This is a genomic window from Mycobacterium paragordonae (genome assembly GCF_003614435.1).
Classification (GTDB): Bacteria; Actinomycetota; Actinomycetes; order Mycobacteriales; family Mycobacteriaceae; genus Mycobacterium; species Mycobacterium paragordonae.
On sequence record NZ_CP025546.1, the window covers coordinates 1,476,708 to 1,494,735 of the forward strand.

Below are 18,028 nucleotides of genomic sequence, written 5' to 3' on the forward strand. Positions count from 1 at the left end.
GGTGGCCCGGGTGAGCATGAGGGCGTGAAAAAACGCTCCATGAGTGCGCTGTTGGGAACGGGAGTGGCCGGCCTGGCGGGCTGGGACCTCTGGCAGCGCCGGCACACCATCCTGCGCAACTATCCGATCGTCGGTCATCTGCGCTTCATCCTGGAGGCGGTCGGGCCGGAGCTGCGCCAGTACATCGTCACGGACAACAACGCGGAGAAGCCGTTCAGCCGCGACCAACGGCGTTGGGTGTACACCTCGTCGAAGATGAGCGACCGCTATTTCGGCTTCGGCACCGACAACGACCTGGAACGCGCGCACAACTACCCGATCATCAAGCATGCGGCGTTTCCGGTGTCGGCCCCGGACGGCGACCCCGGTCACCCCGACCCGAAGGTACCGCTGCCGGCCGGCAAGGTGCTCGGCGGAGCGCGCAAGCGCGCCAAGGCATTTCGGCCACCATCGTTGGTCAACGTCTCGGGGATGAGCTTCGGCGCGCTGGGCGGAGCCGCGATCACCGCGCTGAACCAGGGCGTCGCGATGGCCGGCGCGATGCAGAGCACCGGTGAAGGCGGGGTGTCGCCGTACCACCTCAGCGGCGGCGACCTGGTCTGGCAGATCGGCACCGGCTATTTCGGCTGCCGCAACGACGACGGCACCTTCAGCCTGCCCCGCCTGGTCGACCAGGTGGTCGCCACGCCGTCGATCCGGGCCATCGAGATCAAGCTCAGCCAGGGCGCCAAACCCGGCCTGGGCGGCATGCTGCCCGGCGCCAAGGTCACCGAGGAGATCGCCAAGATCCGGGGCATCCCGGTGGGCGTGGACTGCAAGAGCCCGGCCGGGCATTCGGCCTTCCACGACGTCGACGGCCTGCTGGACTTCGTAGAGACGATCGCCGACGAGACCGGGCTGCCGGTCGGCATCAAGGCAGCGGTCGGCGAAGACGCGTTTTGGCCGGAGCTGGCCGCGCGGATGGCCCGCACCGGCCGGGGCGTCGACTTCGTGACCGTCGACGGGGGCGAGGGCGGCACCGGAGCGGCGCCGCTGGTGTTCAGCGACCACGTCGCGCTGCCGTTCAAGTGGGCGTTCCCGCGCGTGTACCGCGCCTTCGCCGAGCAGGGTCTGCAGCACGACGTGGTGTTCATCGGGTCGGGCAAGCTCGGTATCCCGGAGAACGCGCTGCTGGCCCTGGCGCTGGGCTGCGACATGATCAACGTCGGCCGCACCGCGATGTTCGCCATCGGCTGTATTCAGGCCCAGCGCTGCCACACCGGCCGCTGCCCGACCGGCGTCGCGACGCAGTCGGCCTGGCTGCAGCACGGGCTGGACCCAGCGCTGAAGTCGGTGCGCTGCGCCAACTATCTGGCCACCCTGCGCTTCGAGCTGCTGTGCCTGGCGCGGGCCTGCGGACACGTGCACCCCGTCCTGGTTCCGCTGAACGCCATCGAGGTGCTCGACATCGACCTGCAGTCGACGCGGGCCGAGGAGTTGTTCGACTACAAGCCGGACTGGGGACTGCCGGGTCCGCGCGACGTCGAGGCGCTGACAGCCGCGATGGCGCCCTAGTACGCCGACGCTGCACGCAACTCCATCAACCGGCCGCGCACGATGTGCTCGACCAGAATCGGAACGAACGTCTGCACCGGCGCATCGACGAACTGTTGAGCCGCGTCTTCGCACCACTGCCTGATCCGCGGGCGCAGCGCCGCCGTGCGTTGCTGGTCGCCGCGGCCTTCGTGCTGGGCCAGCTTTTCGGCCACGTCGTCCACCGATCGCGCGACCAGGGACCGGCTCGCGGCGTTGACGTCTTCGTCGGTGCCCGAGCGGGCTTCCTGCAAAGCCTGCGCACCGCTCTGGTCGGTGGAGTCGGGCGGGATGACCTGCAGGCTCAGGTGGTGCCCGTCCTGCCCGATCAGGATGATGCTGGCCGGCTCGTCGCCGCTGAAGGCCAGCAGTTCGATGGTGCGTCCACCGACCTCGAGTACCGGGGGAGCGCTGTCCCAGCTGGTGCGGTGGTAGCCCACCATGGCGATCGGCCCCAGTTCGTCGGCCAACGACGTAATAAGGTCGGGCAGTTCGTCGACCAGTCGCCTGGAACGCGGCCACCAGGCCCCGTCGACGTGTTCAGTGATTGGCCGAAAAGGCTTGATTTCCAACCGGGTTGGGCGTTGCATCACACTACGGTACGGTCGTCTCGAACAGCTCGCGAGCTCACCGGCCCAACAGCGGGCGAACTTTCGGTTAAGCCGGCGCGAAATCGTTGACGCGGCTGATCATCTGGTGAGCGCCGTGCGACGCACGAGCCAACAGATCGGGCGCGATCACCGCCACCAGGCAGGCCGCCGCGGCGGCCAGCAGCGCCTGACCCCACCCCAGTGGACCGACCGGCGTGCATCCGAACAGCTGGCTCAGGCCCGGGGTGGACACCACCACCGCCAGCACCACCAGGGAGCCACCGGCGGTGGCCACCACCAGCCCGCTGCGTGAATCGACCAGCGTCTGCAACAGCTGGGTGGCCACCAGTCCGATCAACGCCACCGTCGCCGCCCGTCGGCGGGTGCCGGTGGCGCGGCCCAGCGCCCACGCCACCAGGGCGCCGATCGTGGTGGCGACGCCGCGGATGCCGATGGCGCGCCACATCGTCGACTCGTCGCGATCGACCTCCCCGTTGTGGTTCTGCGGACTGACCGCGAGAGCCGCGGCTGGCAGCGCATCGGTCAGCATGTTGACCAGGAGCATCTGGCGGGCATTGAGCACCGAACGGCCGGTCAGCAGGGTGGTGATCAACGCGAAGCACAACTCGCCGGTGTTGCCGCCGAGCAGCACCGACACCGCCGAGTGCACCCGCCGCCACAACTGCTGGCCCTCATCGAGGGCGTCGAGCAGCGCTTCGATCCGCCCGTCGAGCAGCACCATGTCGGCGGCGGTGCGGGCCGCGTCGCTGCCGCGTGCCGCCATCCCGATCCCGACGCTGGCCGCCCGGATCGCGGCGGCATCGTTGACGCCGTCCCCGACCATCGCCGTGACCAGACCGGCCCGCTCCAGCGTCTGGACCACTTCCACCTTGTGCTCCGGCGACATGCGGGCGAACACCAGCCTGGACTGCACCGCCGCCGTGCGCTGGTCGGAATGCAGTGCCTCCCAGTCGCTGCCGGTGATGACTTGTCCCGCAGTGACTTTCATGCCCAGGTCGCGGGCGATCGCGGTCGCGGTGGCGGGATGATCGCCGGTGATCAAGCGGACCCCGATGTCGCGCCGGGCAAGCTCGGTGAGCACGGCCTGCGCCAGCGGCCGCGGTGTGTCGGCGAGCCCGAGCAGCCCGACCGCGGTGAGTTCGGCGCCGCAGAGGCTTTCCAGCAGATCCGGGTCCTGCGCGGCGGCCGCGGCCTGGTCGGGGGTGAGGCGACGCTCGGCCACCGCCAGTACCCGGAAGCCGGCACCGGCCATCTCGTCGATCTCCCGTGCCAACAGTCCATCGCGGTGGGTCAGCGCCGACACGAGCACTTCCGGTGACCCTTTGATGGTCAGCCGGGTGCCGACGAGCGCGGCCGCGTACGGGCGACCGGATTGGAACGGCAGGAACGCGTCCCGGGTCGGGCGCGGGCGGGGTTGCGAACCGTCGGCCGCGCGGACGATCGCGTCGTCGGTGGCGTGTTCGACCCGGTGCGCGTGCCTGGAATACGTGGTGCTCAGCGCGGCGTCGAGAACCTGTTCGGCGTCGAAGCCTTCCGACGGGCGCACCGCTTGCACCGTCAACCGGTTCTCGCTCAACGTGCCGGTCTTGTCGAAGCAGACCACGTTCAACCGGGCCAGCGCCTCGACCGAATGAGCGTTGCGGATCAGCACCGACTCGCCGGTGAGCCGGCGCGCGGCGGCCAGCTGGGCCAGCGTCACCACCAGGGTCAAACCCTCGGGAATGGCTGCCACCATCAACGTGACCGCACCGGCCACCGCCTCACGCAACGGGGTTCCCCGGGCCACGCTCAGCAGTCCGACCAGCGCCCCGCCTCCGACACTGAACGGCAACGCGCGCCGGGTGATTCGGCTCAACTGCCGCTGCAGCCCGATCTCCCGGGACTTTCGCGGCGTCATCGCCAGCGCCCGGCGCATCTCGGTCCGCGAACCGACGGTGGTCACCACGGCCACCGCGGTGCCCGCGACCATCGTGGTGCCGGCGTAGAGCATGCAGGCCCGTTCGGCCAGCGGCGCGCCCGGTGTCGCCGCGGTCTCCTTGGGCACTGGCAGCGACTCGCCGGTCAGCGTCGATTCGTCGACTTCCACGCTGAAGGCGTGCAGCAGCCGCGCGTCGGCGGGCACGACCTCCCCGGCACGGACTTCGATGATGTCGCCCGGACGCAACCGCTTGGCGGGCACCTTCTCGCGGCGCCGTTCGTCGAGCGGGCCCACCCGCCGCCGCGCTGCTGGATCCTGCACCGCCAGCAGGCGATTGAGGATGCGTTGGGCGCGCAGCTGCTGCTCGGCCGACAATGCCGCGTTGAGCAGCAACACATTACCCACCAGGAAGGCGTCCAGCGGTGAGCCGAGCAGTGCGCTGGCCGCCGCGCCGGTGGCCAGCAGCGGGGTGATGGGATCCGACAGGTCATTGCGCATCTCGTCGGTGAAATCGCGGACGAGTTGCCACGACCTCGTCGTCGCGCCGTGCAGCACCCGCACCGGCAACGCGTGTCGCCACCCGCTGAGCGCCGCTTCGGCGTCCTGGTCGGGCGGGCGTGGCAGCAGCCGCTGCACCTCGTGCGCCGGTAGGCCGTGCCAGTCGTGGCCGGACTCCGGCTCGGGCACTGAACTACCGAAAACCTTTGCACCGGAACGTAACCCGAACCACAGGCTGGCCGCCATACCGAGGTTGACCGATACCGAACTGCGCCCCGGCACGCCCGGGATCAGCATCAGTGCCCCGACGGCCGAGGCCGACGCCGACAGCCGGATGGCGTTTTCGGTGGCGCCCCGGGCGGCGGGCAACGCATGCAGCATCCGCCACGCGCCGGTGAGGTCGGCGACGACGACGTCGGCACCCCAGGGGGGCGGGTGGCCTCGCCGCAGCACGCCGATCGTGACGTCGGAGTCGTGGGCGGCCCGCATCGCCGACGTGGTGAGCAGTGCCACGGTGGCGCCGCCGGCTTTCAGATCCGCCACGGCGGCCGCCAGCGCGTCGTCGACCGACCCTTCCAACGGATAGAGATGGTCGAATCCCTGTGCCAGCGAACGCAATCCGTCGTCTTCGAGGCACAGTACCTGCGGCTTGGAGCGGCGCGCCTCGGTGACGACCGCCGCGGCGAACGGATCTCGCACCGGACTGATCAGCGCCCGGCCCGCGTCGCCCGCCCCGGGGATGTCCGCCAGCCGGTGCCAGCCCGGTGTCAGACCGTCATCTGCCAGCGCGGCGCGCACCGCGTCCCAGGCGGTGGTGCGCTGCGAATCCGGCACTCCCAGAACGCGACTCACCATCAGCTCGTCGGTGTGCAGCGCCCGAGGGTCGATCATGACGGCGTCGACCCGGTCGAGCAGGCGCAGCGCGCGCGGGTGCAGCACCAGAGCGTCGTGCCGCGCCGTCAGGCCCCTGCTCATCGCGCACCCGAAGCCCTCCCGGATGGCGCGCAGCGGTTTCGGCACGGCGGCCAGTGCCGCGGCGCCGGCCGCATCGGGGTTGCGGGACAGCAGCCCTACCGTCGCGGCGGCGGCGATGCCGGCCGCGCCGGCCCGGTTCGCGTAGCGTTCCGCGGGACCGTCCGGGGCAGGGGAGGGGAGCCTCGCCGTACCGGTCCCGGGGTGCTCGCCCAATTCGGGTTCGTGCCGGAACCAGGCCATCCGGCCGTTCCACGCTTCGGCCGCCAGCAGAACGCACGTCGCCGCCTCGGCGGCCGCCGCCGTCGGCGACACCGTCAGCGCGGCGGCCGCGGCGTTGACGACACCGAACAGCAGGTCGGCGCCGTCCGGCCCGAGCCGGCGGTCCACCTCGCGGCGTAACCGCGGCAGGTGGTCGGCCAGCGTCGGCGGCACCGCCAGCAGGTCTGGCAGCCGGGGTAACCGCAGCAGGCTGCCGGTCAGCGAAAGGCCAAGGCCCACAGTGGCGGCCGTGGCCGCAGCCACTCGGCCCAGCAGCACCGCGTCGTCGCCTGGCAGGCTTGCCGGCTTCTCTCGGGGTAGGCGCTGGCGGCCGCGCTGTTCGGCGTCGCCGACGATCCGGCACAGTTGGGCCGTCGACGGTCCGGCCACGCCGGGATCCAGCGTGACCACCAGCCGGGCCAGGGTGGGGTTGAGGTGCGCTGCCCGCACGCCGGGGGTCGCCCGGACCGCCGTCAGGACATGGGCGACGGTCTTGGCGGCGTGCTCGTCGTGCAGACCCCGCACCTCGATCCAGCGGCGGTCGCCATTGCTGCTGGTGCGGCGCACCGATGGGCCGCCGATCGCCTCGACTGCCACGCCCGCGGCGGTGCGGGCCAGCGCCGGAATGTCCGGCATGGCACGGGTCACCGATCTGCCCACCCGTGTTGCCGCGCCGCCGCCCAGCAACGCGGTGCCCGCCACCAGGCCCAATCCGGGCAGACGCATAGGCAGCAGACTAGTCCCGCAGCGCCGGTGCCGCAGGAGTGATTTGGTGGCCGTTCAGATGCCTTTCGCCACTTGTGCAATCTGGCCAAATGCGCGAGAGTCCTGCCGTGCCGCCCGCATTGACCGCGAATGAGGTTGCCGCGGCCCCGATTGACGAAGTCCTGAACCGGCTGGACAGCTCGGCCGCCGGACTGTCCGGCACCGAAGCGGCCGCCCGGTTACAGCGGTACGGCGCCAACGTAGTGCGCACCCATCGCGTGCATGCGCTCGCAATCCTGGCTCGGCAGTTGCGCAATGCGGTGCTCATCCTGCTGGCGGTCACCGCGGTGGTGTCGTTCTTTCTCGGCGACAGCATGCAGGCGCTGATCATCGGCGTGATCTTGCTGGCCAGCACCGGCCTGAGTTTCTTCAACGAATACCGCGCCGAGAATGCCGCCGCGCGGTTGCACGCCGGGGTTCATCACAACGCCGTGGTACGCCGCGACGGCGAATTCGTCACCGTCGACGTCACCCAACTCGTCCAAGGTGACGTGATCCGGCTCTCGCTGGGTGAGGCGGTGCCGGCCGATGTCCGGCTGATCGACGTCAGCGGCCTGGAATGCGACGAGAGCATTCTGACCGGTGAATCGACGGGCGAGGAGAAGTCGCCGCAGCCGGTTCCGGCGGCCAGCGCGTTGGCCGACCTGACCGACCTGGCCTTCATGGGCACCATCGTCAGCGCCGGCCAGGCCACCGCGGTGGTGTACGCCACCGGCCGCGAAGCCGAATTCGGCCGCATCGCAGCGGGTTTGGACACCCGCCAGCCCGAGACGGACTTCCAGGTCGGCTTGCGCCAGTTCTCCTATCTGCTGCTGCAGGTCGCGATAGCGCTGATGGTGGTCATCCTGGCCAGCAATCTCCTACTGCATAAGCCGGTGATCGACTCGGTGCTCTTCTCGCTGGCGATCGCCGTCGGTATCACCCCGCAGCTGCTGCCCGCCGTCGTCAGCACCAGCCTGGCTACCGGCTCGCGGCAGCTGGCCAAGGCGAAGGTGCTCGTAAAGCGGCTGGTCTGCATCGAGGACCTGGGTGACATCGACATCCTGATCACCGACAAGACCGGCACGCTGACCGATGGGCGCATCCGGCTGGTCGAGACGATCGACGCGGCCGGGACGCCCACCGAGTCGGTGTTGCGCCTCGGGCTGCTGGCCACCGACGTCGACCCGGAATCCGGTGGGGCCAGCGCCAATGCGCTCGATGCCGCGCTCTGGGAATCGCCGCAGTCGGCGCAACTGGTCGGCGGCGTGCGCCGCATCGCGATGTCGCCCTTCGACCATCAGCGCCGGGCGACCTCCGCACTGGTCGAGGGCCACGACGGAAACCGCCTGCTCATCGTCAAGGGCGCACCCGAGCACGTGCTGACCCGGTGCGGCGCCACGCCGGCCGCCGCCCAAGACACGCTGACAGCACTGTTCGCCGCCGGGCGCCGGGTGGTGGCCGTGGCCAGCAGAGCGGCCGACGAACTGACCGGCATCACCGCCGATGACGAATCCGCGCTGGCGCTCGCGGGTTTCCTGGTGTTCGCCGACGAACCCAAGGCCGCCGCCCGCCAGTCCCTGGCTGCGCTGGCCGGCCTCGGCATCGAGCTGAAGATCGCCACCGGCGACAACCCGAGGGTCGCCGAAAAGGTCTGCAGGGAACTCGGTCTGGCGTCCAAGGGCACCGTCACCGGCGCCGAGCTGGAAGTGCTGGCCAACGATGACGAGTTCGCGGACGCGGCGCGCCGGCACACCATCTTCGCCCGCATCTCTCCCGAGCAGAAGGCGCGACTGATCGCCACGCTGCGGCGCAGCGGACGCTCGGTTGGCTTCCTCGGCGACGGCGTCAACGACGCGCTGGCGCTGCACGCCGCCGATGTCGGCATCTCCGTGGACAGCGCCACCGACGTCGCCAAGGATGCCGCCGATGTGCTGCTGCTGGAAAAAGACCTGGGCGTGCTGGCCACCGGGGTGGCCGAGGGGCGGCGGATCTTTGCCAACACCATCAAGTACGTGCTGATGGGCACGTCGAGCAACTTCGGCAACATGTTCAGCGCCGCCGCCGCGTCGGCGCTGCTGCCGTTCCTGCCGATGCTGCCCAGCCAGATCCTGCTGAACAACCTGCTCTACGACAGCTCGCAGTTGCCGATCGCCACCGACCGCGTCGACGAGGAACAACTGCACGCGCCCTCACACTGGAACGTCGCGTTCATCCGCCGGTTCATGATGATCTTCGGCCCGATCAGTTCGCTCTTCGACTTCATGACCTTCGGGCTGATGCTGGGTGTGCTGGATGCCGGCGCCGTCGAGTTTCGCACCGGCTGGTTCGTGGAATCGCTTGCCACACAGACACTCATCATCTTCGCGATCCGCACCCGCAAGGTCCCGTTCTTCCGCAGTAGACCGAGTGGACTGCTGACGGCGACCACCCTGACCGTGGTCGCCCTCGGTGTCGTTCTGACGGTTTCGCCGCTGGCCGCACCGCTGGGCTTCACCACGCTGCCGTGGCAGTTCTTCGCCGCCCTCGGCGGATTCGTCGCGGTGTACCTGGTGCTCGTCGAGTTGGCGAAGTCGATGTTCTACGCGGAACCGATGCGCCTTGCGGGCCAACCACATCGCACCCGGGGACGTGCCCACCGCATCCGGCGGCGGGCCGCGCGCTTTCACCACCATCGTGTCTAGCGAATTTCACCGCATGGGCCCGTGCGGGTGGATAGTCTGCTCGCGATGGAGCCTGCACTGATCGGCGTTCGGGACGCCCTGGGGCCGGTGCGGGTGCGCCTGCGGGGCGGACCGGTGCTGTCCGAACTGACCGACCGGTTCGGTGCCCGGGCAGGTGCGCAAGTGCTGGCCGGTGAAGTGGTCGACGCCCACGGCGCCGTGGTCGATGACGCCACCGTGCTGCCGGCCGGTGCCAGCGTGTACTTGTACCGGGATCTGCCCGACGAGGTGCCGGTGCCCTTCGACATTCCGGTCCTTTATCGCGACGACGACATCGTGGTGGTCGACAAACCGCACTTCCTGTCGACCATGCCGCGGGGCCGCCACGTCGCCCAGACTGCGCTGGTGCGGCTGCGCTGCAGCCTCGGTCTGCCCGAGCTCAGTCCGGCCCACCGTCTGGACCGGCTGACCGCGGGGGTGTTGCTGTTCACCACGCGCCGGGAGCTCAGGGGCAGGTATCAAACACTTTTCGCGCAGGGGCTGGTCCGCAAAACATACCTGGCGCGGGCCGCCGTCAACCCCGCACTGTCGCTGCCGCGGGTCGTGCGGAGCCGCATCGTCAAGCGCCGCGGCAACCTGCAGGCGGTGACCGAGCCCGGCGAACCCAACGCCGAGACGCTGGTCGAACTGCAGTCTCCCGACGGCCTCTACCGGCTGACGCCGCGCACCGGCCGTACCCACCAGCTCCGGGTGCACATGTCCGAACTGGGCGTGCCGATAAACGGAGACCCGTTGTATCCCAACATCATCGACGTTGCCGTCCACGACTTCAGCACGCCGCTGCAGTTGTTGGCCCAGCGTATCGAGTTCGACGACCCGGTCACCGGGTCGCGCCGCGAGTTCGTCAGCCGCCGAGAGGAAGTCTGGATATGAGTGAGGACAACGCGCTCGTCATCGTCGCCGGGTATCAGGACATCGATACCGCGCGAAGCGATTTCGAGAACCTGACCGGACGGGCCAACGCCAAGACGTTGCCGTTGCAGGGCGCGGTGCTGGTCGGCAAGGACGCCGAGGGCAACGGCGTGCTGTTGGACACCGGCAACAAGCTCGGCCGCCGCGGCGCCGCCTGGGGCGCGGGCGCAGGCCTGGCCGTGGGCCTGTTCTCGCCCGCGCTGCTGGCGAGCGCGGCGTTCGGTGCCGCGGCCGGCGCGCTGGCGGGGACGTTCGCCCACCACCGGATCACCTCCGGACTCGGCGACAAGATCGGCGAGGCCCTGTCGGCGGGCAGCGCCCTGATCATCGCCGTGACCCCGGCGCAGGGCCGGCTCCCGGTGGAGCAGACGATGGCCGGATCGCCGATGAAATCCGTTGCCGAGCTCAGTCGTTCGACGCTGCGCGCGCTGGGCTCGGCCCTGGAAGAGGCGATGGGCAAGTTCAACCCCGATCGCACCAAGCTGCCCATACCCCAACGCAAGTTCGGCGGCACCATCGGCCGCACCGTCGCCGAATCGGTCGGCGACTGGACCATCGTCCCCGGCGCCGCGCCGCCCGACAACGCACCCAACGTGCTGATCGTGCTGATCGACGACGCCGGTTTCGGCGGTCCGGACACGTTCGGCGGCGGTATCAGCACCCCCGCCCTGTCCCGGGTGGCCGAAAACGGGTTGGCGTACAACCGCTTTCATGTCACCGCGGTGTGCTCGCCGACCCGTGCGGCGCTGTTGACCGGGCGCAACCATCACCGGGTGGGCTTCGGATCGGTCTGCGAATTTCCCGGCCCTTACCCCGGCTACGCCACGGTACTGCCCCGCAGTTGCGCCGCGCTGCCCCGGATTCTGCGCGACAACGGTTATGTCACAGCGGCTTTCGGCAAGTGGCACCTGACCCCCGACAACGTGCAGGGCGCAGCCGGACCATTCGACAACTGGCCGCTGGGTTGGGGATTCGACCACTTCTGGGGGTTCCCGAGCGGGGCCGCGGGCCAGTACGACCCGATCATCACGCAGGACAACACGGTCATCGGCATTCCGGAGGCGCCGTCGGCCGACCGGCCGTACTTCTTCCCCGACGACCTCACCGACAAGGCCGTCGAATGGCTGCACACCGTGCGCGCCCAGAACGCCACCAAGCCATGGATGATGTACTACGCGACCGGCGCCACCCACGCGCCGCACCACGTGTTCAAGGAGTGGGCGGACAAGTACCAAGGGCAGTTCGACGAGGGCTGGGATATCTACCGGCAGAAGACATTCGAGCGTCAGAAGCAGCTGGGCATCATTCCGCCCGACGCCGAGCTCACCGAGCGGCCGGACCTCTTCCCGGCCTGGGACAGTCTGACCGACAGCCAGCGCAAGCTGTACGCGCGCCAGATGGAGGTGTTCGCCGGGTTCTCCGAGAACGCGGACTGGAATGTCGGCCGGTTGCTCGACGCGGTCGACGAACTCGGCGAGTCCGACAACACGCTGGTGATCTACATCTGGGGCGACAACGGCGCCAGCATGGAAGGCACCAACACCGGCTCCTTCAACGAGATGACGTTCCTGAACGGCCTGGATCTCGACGCCGACCAGCAGTTGGCGCTGATCGAGCAGTACGGAGGCATCGAAGCACTCGGCGACGAATTCACGGCGCCGCACTTCGCCTCGGGGTGGGCGCACGCCAACAACACGCCGTTCCAGTGGGGCAAGCAGATGGCCAGCCACCTCGGCGGCACCCGCGACCCGATGGTGATCGCCTGGCCGAGCCGCATCCGGCCGGACGACAAACTGCGCGGCCAGTTCACCCACTGCATCGACATCGCCCCAACGGTGTTGGAGGCCATCGGTTTACCGGTGCCGACCAGTGTCGACGGCGTCGAGCAGGAACCCATGGACGGCACAAGTTTCCTGCCGAGCTTCAACGACGCGGCCGCCGCCGAGCACCGCACGGTCCAGTACTTCGAGATGTTCGGCAGCCGCGCCATCTACAAGGACGGGTGGTGGGCGTCGGCCCGGCTGGACCGCGCGCCGTGGGACCTGTCGCCGGAAACCATGCAGCGCTTCGCACCCGGCACCTACGACCCGGACAAGGACGTCTGGGAGCTCTACTACCTGCCCGACGATTTCTCCCAGGCGCACAACCTCGCCGCCGACCACCCGGACAAGCTCGCCGAGCTGCAGGAGCTGTGGTGGGAGGAAGCCGAGCGCAACCGGGTATTGCCGCTCCTGGGCGGGCTGGCGGTCATGTTCGGTGACCTGCCGCCGCTGCCCACCACCACTCGGTTCGCCTTCAAAGGCGACGTCCAGAACATCCAGCGCGGCATGGTGCCACGCATCTACGGCCGGTCGTATGCGATCGAGGCGCGGTTGACGGTGCCCGAGGACGCGCAGGGCGTGATCGTTGCCAACGCCGACTTCATGGGCGGTTTCGCGCTATGGGTCGACGAGGAGCGACGGCTGCACCACACCTACTCGTTCCTAGGCGTCGAGACCTACCGGCAGGTGTCCACCGAACCGATCCCGACGGGGGAGGTCACCGTCCGGATGCAGTTCGACTCGGCCCAGCCCGTCGTCGGCTCGGGTGGCCGCGTCACGTTGTGGGCCGGCGACCGCCAGATCGGCGAAGGCGAGCTGCCCCAGACGGTCAGCCTGTCTTTCACGTCCTACGCCGGCCTGGACGTCGGCCGCGACAACGGGCTGGTCGTGGACCGGGACTACGAGGACAAGGCGCCCTATGCGTTCAACGGAACGGTGCACGAGGTCGTCTTCGACCTGATGCCGGTGGCGCCGGAGACGGAACTGGCGCTGCACGAACACGCGTCGGTGCAGGCCGTCGGGCGCGGGGCGGCAGGTTAGCCGGCCTCCCCCAACAGGTCGGCCATTCCGGACTGGATTCCGGCGTCGATTTGCTCCCGCAGCGACGGACCGTAGTCCACGACGGTGGTGGTGCCCTCGCAGCTGCAACTGAGGACGCCGTAGAGACTCGGATCCGCGCCGGCCGGAGTGGCGGTCGCTACTGCGCTCAACAGCACAATCGCGGCGCCGAACAACACTTTCCTGATCACTGATCACTCCCGGTGATATGCGTAGCGGAAGTGTAAGTGCTGCAATTGAGCTCGCGCGTTACGGCGCAGTTACGGTTTGCTAATTCGTCGAGTGGTGCCGGGGGCAGTACGCGGCGACGCTCACCCCGACGAAATAGCCGGCGTGGTAGCCGTCCAGGTTGCTGCTGCCCGTCACCTCGTTGGCGACGTCGGACTTGAGCCGGCCGGAGTCGAGTTCGTCGCACACCTGGTGTGCGGCCTGGATGGCGGCCTGCGGGGACCCGAAATTGATGCCGTGGGAACTCAGCGCATTGAGAAACTGGCTGTCTACGGCGTCGGCCTGCGCGACCGGCGCCTTGGAAAACACCGCCACTACCGCGACGGCGAGCAGCGCGGCCGGTACGAGGCTACGCAAGCGTGAGTGGCAGACGGCCATCGCTGGAACCTCCCCGCAGACGAATTGACGTAACACGATGCTTACATTGTCGATCATCGCACGTAACGAACGGGGATGGGCAAAATCCCGTCACCCGTGACGGTGGAACAGCGAGCTGTCCGGTCCGTGAACCGCTCGCAAACTGTGGCTGAAATCATCGAATCCGGATGGGTGGGCCGCCTTCGAGGGCAGGCCGGAGCCGTCCGATCTTGTTAGCATTCCGCATGACCGCCGGCCGGTACCCGTCAGGGAAATGAATTGAACCTCAACCGATTTGGCGCGGGGTTGACCGCATTGGCCGTCGGCGCGGCGGTGTTGTCGGCATGCGCCGGGGAGACCCACGCGGGCAGTTGCGGCGGCCGGTCGACACTCAAAGCCAGTGGTTCCACCGCCCAGGAGAACGCGATCACCCGCTTCGGCAAGGCATTCGAGCAGGCCTGCCCCGGGCACTCGTTGAACTACACCGCCAACGGTTCGGGCGCCGGGATCAGCGAATTCCTCGGCGGCCAAACCGATTTCGCCGGCTCGGATGCACCGCTGAGCAAGGACGAGTACGCCAGGGCCCAGCAGCGGTGCGGGTCGCCGGTCTGGAATCTGCCGGTGGTGTTCGGCCCGATCGCCATTGCCTACCACCTGCGCGGCGTACCGTCGCTGAACTTGGACGGGCCGACCGCGGCCCGGGTCTTCAACGGCGCCGTCACCAGCTGGAACGATCCCGCGATCCAGGCGCTCAACGCGGGTGTCGCGCTGCCGGCCGAACCGATCCGGGTGGTCTTCCGCAGCGACCAGTCCGGCACGTCGGACAACTTTCAGAGGTATCTCGACACGGCCGGCGGCGACGCCTGGGGCAAGGGCGCCGCAAAGGTGTTCAACGGCGGGGTGGGGGAGGGCGCCGCGGGCAGCGACGGCGTCGCGGCGGCCGTCGCGAGCGCCGAAGGGTCGGTCACCTACGTGGAATGGTCGTTCGCCCTGGCGCGGAAGTTGAGCGTGGCCAAGGTCGTCACCTCGGCCGGGCCGGATCCGGTCGCCATCGACACGGCCTCGGTGGGCAGGACGATTGCGTCCGCCTGGTTCATCAGGCAGGGCAATGACCTCGCCTTCGACACGATCTCGTTCTACCGGCCGAATCAGGCCGGCGCCTACCCGATCGTGCTCGCCACCTACGAGATCGTCTGCTCGAAATATCCCGATGCCCAGGTGGGTGCCGCGGTGAAGGCGTTCCTGCAAAGTGCCACCGGCGCTGGTCAGACCGGCCTGGCAGACAACGGGTACGCGCCCGTCCCCGAGCAGTTCCGGCCGCGCCTGGCGGCCGCCGTCGACGCCGTCTCGTGATCGACGACGGGGCCTGACGCGCAATGTTCCTGGGTATTTCCTCTCGAAGACAACGCAATGTTTCGCAAAAATTTACCTGACTTGACATTGTGTATGGCATGGATTTCATCGGACTGCCGCCCGAGGTGACCTCGGCGCTGATCCACTCGGGGCCCGGAGGGGAACCGCTGCTCGATGCCTCGTACGCGTGGCAGCGGCTCGGTTACGACCTCGAGGAGTCGATTCGCGCCTATTCGCCGGTGCTCGGCGCCGTGGCCGAGGCCTGGAACGGCCCGGCGTCCACGGCCATGATCCAGGCGGTCGGAACCTACCTGACGTGGCTGGGGGGCACCGCGCAGCAGTGTCTGGCCCTGGGGTCGGCGGCGCAGGCCGCCGCCGGCGCGTTCGGCGCCGTTGCTGCCGCGGTGGTGCACCCTTCGGTGGTGACCGCCAACCGGGTCCAGCTCGCCCAGTTGCTGGCCACCAACGGCCTGGGCAAGAACGTCGCGGCGATCGCCGAGACCGAGGCGCAGTACGAACGCATGTGGGTCAGCAACGCCGCGGCCATGTACCGCTACCAGGCCGCCTCGGCGCAGGCGCTGCAGCTGCAGATGTTCACCTCCCCGCCGTCGATCACCACGCCCGAGGGGCCCGCGGCGCAGGCCGAGGCCGTCCAGACCGCGACGGCCCAGGCGACGTCGAGCAACGTGTCGACGGCACTGGCCAATGCGGCCGCGGCGGTGGCGCCCGCGGACGCCGTTGCGCCGCCGGTGTCCCCGGTCGATGCGCTGCTGCAGGCGATCGGTGTCACCTTCGACCCCAACCAGGGCTGGTTCGCACTGGCCAACACCTACGCCAATCAGTTCATCTCGTCGGGATTCCCGATCAACATGTTGAGCTACCTGGCGCAGAACACCTCGGCTCAGGCGCTGCAGTCGGTGGCCCCCGACATCGCCGAGGGCCTCTCGGAGGGCGAGTCGGCTCTCGGAACGCTGTCGAGCGCGACCACGGCGCTGGGCTCGGCCGAACCGGCGGCGGCGATGGGCGTCGCGGTTTCGATGGGAAGTCTGTCCGCGCCGCCGGCCGCCACGGCGGTGCTGACCGGCGCCCACATGCCGGTGCAGCTCGCGTCGGCGGCGTCGCCGCTGCCCGCCGGGGATGTCAGTGCTGACGCCGGGTTCCCGATGCTGCCGCCGCTGATGGCGCCGCCCATTTCGGCCGGCAGCGGCTGGAAGAAGCGCAAGGAGCAGAAGTACGAGGACCTGGCGATGGGCCTGGAACTCAAGGGCACGTTCATGACCCGTCCCCCCTCAGCGGGGTGAGCAAAGTCGGTACGTTTGACGGCATGCCCTGGGCGCGACTGCTCCTGCTGGCCGTTCTGCTCGCCTGCCTGGTCGGGTGCAACGAGCGGCAGGTTGCGGCGGCCCGGGCGCGGGACCAGGCGGGGATATTCCCCTACGGCGGCCTGAACCGGACCTATCTGGTGCACGTGCCGCCGGGTCCGCCGGTCGGGCTGGTCCTGAACCTGCACGGCGGCGGCGGCACCGGCGCGGGTCAGCGCGGACTGACCGACTTCGACTCCGTCGCCGACGCGAACGGCCTGTTGGTGGTCTACCCCGACGGCTACGACAAGAGCTGGGGCGACGGGCGGGGTGCGGCGCCGGCCGACCGCAAACGTCTGGACGACGTCGGGTTCCTGGTCTCGCTGGTGACCAAGCTGCGTGACGATTTCAAGGTTCCCCCGGGGCACGTCTTCGCCACCGGTATGTCCAACGGCGGGTTCATGTCCAACCGGCTGGCCTGTGAGCGTGCCGACGTGTTCGCGGCGATCGCGCCGATCTCCGGCACGCTCGGTGTGGGCGTGACGTGCAACCCGTCGCGGCCGGTGTCGGTGTTGGACGCGCACGGCACCGGCGACCCGGTGGTGCCCTACAACGGCGGCGACGTGCGTGGCCGCGGCGGGCTGAGCCACTCCATCTCCGTCACCAGCCTGCTCGACCGCTGGCGTGCCGTTGACCGTTGCCAGGGTCCGCCGACGATCGAGGATCTGCCGCCGGTCAACGACGGCACTCTGGTGCGCCGCTACCAATCCGAAGGGTGCGCCGACAACACCGACGTGATCCTGTACCAGATAGAGAAGGGCGGGCACACCTGGCCGGGCGGCAAGCAGTACCTGCCGAAGACGGTCATCGGGGCCACCACCCGGGTCTTCGACGGTTCCCAGGTCATCGCCGAGTTCTTCCTGACGCACGGCCGCGACTGAGCGCAGGGTCAGCGCTGGCAGGACGGGCACCAGTACTGCACCCGTTCGGCCTCACCGTCGTAGGCGATGGGTGTGCCGCAACGCCGGCACGGCTGCCCGGCCCGCCCGTACACCCAGACCTGCCGGCCGGCCCGGGTGTCGCCGGTGGTGGTGCGGTTGCGGCGAGAGCGGTTGGCCCACAACATCTCCCGCGTGCGCGAGACAAGCCGTAGCGGATCGGCGATGTCGCGCACCGGGGCGGTCGGCAGATGCCCGAAGATGAAACACAATTCGTTGCTGTAGACGTTGCCGACCCCGGCCATGACGCGCTGGTCCAGCAGCGCGGCGGCGATGGGGCGGGCCGGGTCGGCGACCAGGTTGGCGGCGGCGAGCTGCGGGTCCCAGTCCGCTCCGAGCAGATCCGGGCCCAGATGCGCGACGGCGGACTCGTCGTTGTCGCGCTCCAGGATCTCCAGCACCCCGAGATCGATGCCGACAGCCCGAATATCACCGGCTTCCAAGATAATTCGTGCCCGGTGATCCACCCGATGCCGGCCGACCCGCCAGCTGCCGTCCATCTTCAGGTGGGAGTGGATGCTGGCCGGCCCGACCCGGATGAATAGGTGTTTGCCCCGGCTGAGAACCTCGTCCACCATCTCTCCGGTGAGGTCCACGGTGGCGAACTTGGGCACCCGGACGTCGCAGCGCGTGAGGGTGCGACCGACCAGGTCCTCGCGCAGGTTGGCGGCGGTGTGCCAGACGGTGTCGCCTTCGGGCAT

At 69.3% G+C, this 18,028-nt stretch carries 12 protein-coding genes; 7 read left to right on the plus strand and 5 right to left on the minus strand.

Going from position 1 to position 18,028, the window contains the following annotated elements; translation table 11 throughout:
- Window positions 1-39 precede the first annotated feature (39 nt).
- Window positions 40-1,554, plus strand: a complete 1,515-nt coding sequence (locus C0J29_RS06880; protein WP_371872363.1) for an FMN-binding glutamate synthase family protein — start codon at window positions 40-42, stop codon at window positions 1,552-1,554.
- On the opposite strand, the gene C0J29_RS06885 is transcribed toward C0J29_RS06880, so the two are convergent.
- Window positions 1,551-2,162 (minus strand): DUF5994 family protein, encoded by a 612-nt coding sequence (locus C0J29_RS06885; RefSeq protein ID WP_065164568.1) that lies wholly within the window; start codon window positions 2,160-2,162, stop codon window positions 1,551-1,553. The genes C0J29_RS06880 and C0J29_RS06885 overlap by 4 nt on opposite strands.
- A 67-nt stretch (window positions 2,163-2,229) precedes the next feature.
- Window positions 2,230-6,558, minus strand: a complete 4,329-nt coding sequence (locus tag C0J29_RS06890) for a cation-translocating P-type ATPase (protein WP_120791853.1) — start codon at window positions 6,556-6,558, stop codon at window positions 2,230-2,232.
- A gap of 89 nt (window positions 6,559-6,647) precedes the next feature.
- Between C0J29_RS06890 and mgtA the strand changes: the two genes are divergently transcribed.
- Genes mgtA through C0J29_RS06905 form a run of 3 tightly spaced genes read left to right on the plus strand, consistent with a single transcriptional unit; the run spans window position 6,648 to window position 13,072 of the window.
- Window positions 6,648-9,260, plus strand: coding sequence for a magnesium-translocating P-type ATPase (gene mgtA / locus C0J29_RS06895; protein WP_120791854.1), 2,613 nt, complete (start codon window positions 6,648-6,650; stop codon window positions 9,258-9,260).
- Between the two features lie 45 nt (window positions 9,261-9,305).
- Window positions 9,306-10,172, plus strand: a complete 867-nt coding sequence (locus tag C0J29_RS06900; protein ID WP_120794606.1) for a pseudouridine synthase — start codon at window positions 9,306-9,308, stop codon at window positions 10,170-10,172.
- Window positions 10,169-13,072 (plus strand): arylsulfatase, encoded by a 2,904-nt coding sequence (locus C0J29_RS06905; RefSeq protein ID WP_120791855.1) that lies wholly within the window; start codon window positions 10,169-10,171, stop codon window positions 13,070-13,072. The genes C0J29_RS06900 and C0J29_RS06905 overlap by 4 nt, the downstream gene beginning before the upstream one ends.
- On the opposite strand, the gene C0J29_RS06910 is transcribed toward C0J29_RS06905, so the two are convergent.
- Both C0J29_RS06910 and C0J29_RS06915 read right to left on the minus strand, forming a co-directional pair.
- Entirely contained in the window at window positions 13,069-13,281 is a 213-nt protein-coding gene (locus C0J29_RS06910) for a hypothetical protein (RefSeq protein ID WP_162951402.1), read from the minus strand. The two genes, C0J29_RS06905 and C0J29_RS06910, sit on opposite strands and share 4 nt — an antisense overlap.
- Before the next feature lie 79 nt (window positions 13,282-13,360).
- Entirely contained in the window at window positions 13,361-13,753 is a 393-nt protein-coding gene (locus C0J29_RS06915) for a DUF732 domain-containing protein (RefSeq protein ID WP_232004306.1), read from the minus strand.
- A 201-nt stretch (window positions 13,754-13,954) separates the two neighbouring features.
- Here C0J29_RS06915 and pstS point away from each other — a divergent pair, with 201 nt between their 5' ends.
- From pstS to C0J29_RS06930, 3 genes are all read left to right on the plus strand, one after another.
- Window positions 13,955-15,028, plus strand: coding sequence for a phosphate ABC transporter substrate-binding protein PstS (pstS, locus tag C0J29_RS06920; RefSeq protein WP_120791857.1), 1,074 nt, complete (start codon window positions 13,955-13,957; stop codon window positions 15,026-15,028).
- Window positions 15,029-15,126: 98 nt separating this feature from the next.
- Window positions 15,127-16,329 (plus strand): PPE family protein, encoded by a 1,203-nt coding sequence (locus C0J29_RS06925; RefSeq protein ID WP_120791858.1) that lies wholly within the window; start codon window positions 15,127-15,129, stop codon window positions 16,327-16,329.
- 23 nt (window positions 16,330-16,352) lie between these two features.
- Complete coding sequence (locus C0J29_RS06930) at window positions 16,353-17,270, plus strand: CE1 family esterase (protein ID WP_120791859.1); 918 nt, start codon at window positions 16,353-16,355, stop codon at window positions 17,268-17,270.
- 8 nt (window positions 17,271-17,278) lie between these two features.
- Here C0J29_RS06930 and nei2 read toward each other — a convergent pair whose 3' ends face one another.
- The gene (nei2, locus tag C0J29_RS06935) at window positions 17,279-18,028 is read right to left on the minus strand and encodes an endonuclease VIII Nei2 (RefSeq protein WP_120791860.1); all 750 of its coding nucleotides are present in this window, start codon (window positions 18,026-18,028) and stop codon (window positions 17,279-17,281) included.

Bases quoted from the DNA above. Each gene is read 5' to 3' on its own strand.
- C0J29_RS06900 (WP_120794606.1), top strand. From the start codon at position 9,306: ATGGAGCCTGCACTGATCGGCGTTCGGGACGCCCTGGGGCCGGTGCGG.
- mgtA (WP_120791854.1), top strand. From the start codon at position 6,648: ATGCGCGAGAGTCCTGCCGTGCCGCCCGCATTGACCGCGAATGAGGTT.
- C0J29_RS06930 (WP_120791859.1), top strand. From the start codon at position 16,353: ATGCCCTGGGCGCGACTGCTCCTGCTGGCCGTTCTGCTCGCCTGCCTG.
- nei2 (WP_120791860.1), bottom strand. From the start codon at position 18,028: ATGCCCGAAGGCGACACCGTCTGGCACACCGCCGCCAACCTGCGCGAG.
- C0J29_RS06880 (WP_371872363.1), top strand. From the start codon at position 40: ATGAGTGCGCTGTTGGGAACGGGAGTGGCCGGCCTGGCGGGCTGGGAC.
- C0J29_RS06905 (WP_120791855.1), top strand. From the start codon at position 10,169: ATGAGTGAGGACAACGCGCTCGTCATCGTCGCCGGGTATCAGGACATC.
- C0J29_RS06885 (WP_065164568.1), bottom strand. From the start codon at position 2,162: ATGCAACGCCCAACCCGGTTGGAAATCAAGCCTTTTCGGCCAATCACT.
- C0J29_RS06925 (WP_120791858.1), top strand. From the start codon at position 15,127: ATGGATTTCATCGGACTGCCGCCCGAGGTGACCTCGGCGCTGATCCAC.
- C0J29_RS06890 (WP_120791853.1), bottom strand. From the start codon at position 6,558: ATGCGTCTGCCCGGATTGGGCCTGGTGGCGGGCACCGCGTTGCTGGGC.
- C0J29_RS06915 (WP_232004306.1), bottom strand. From the start codon at position 13,753: ATGATCGACAATGTAAGCATCGTGTTACGTCAATTCGTCTGCGGGGAG.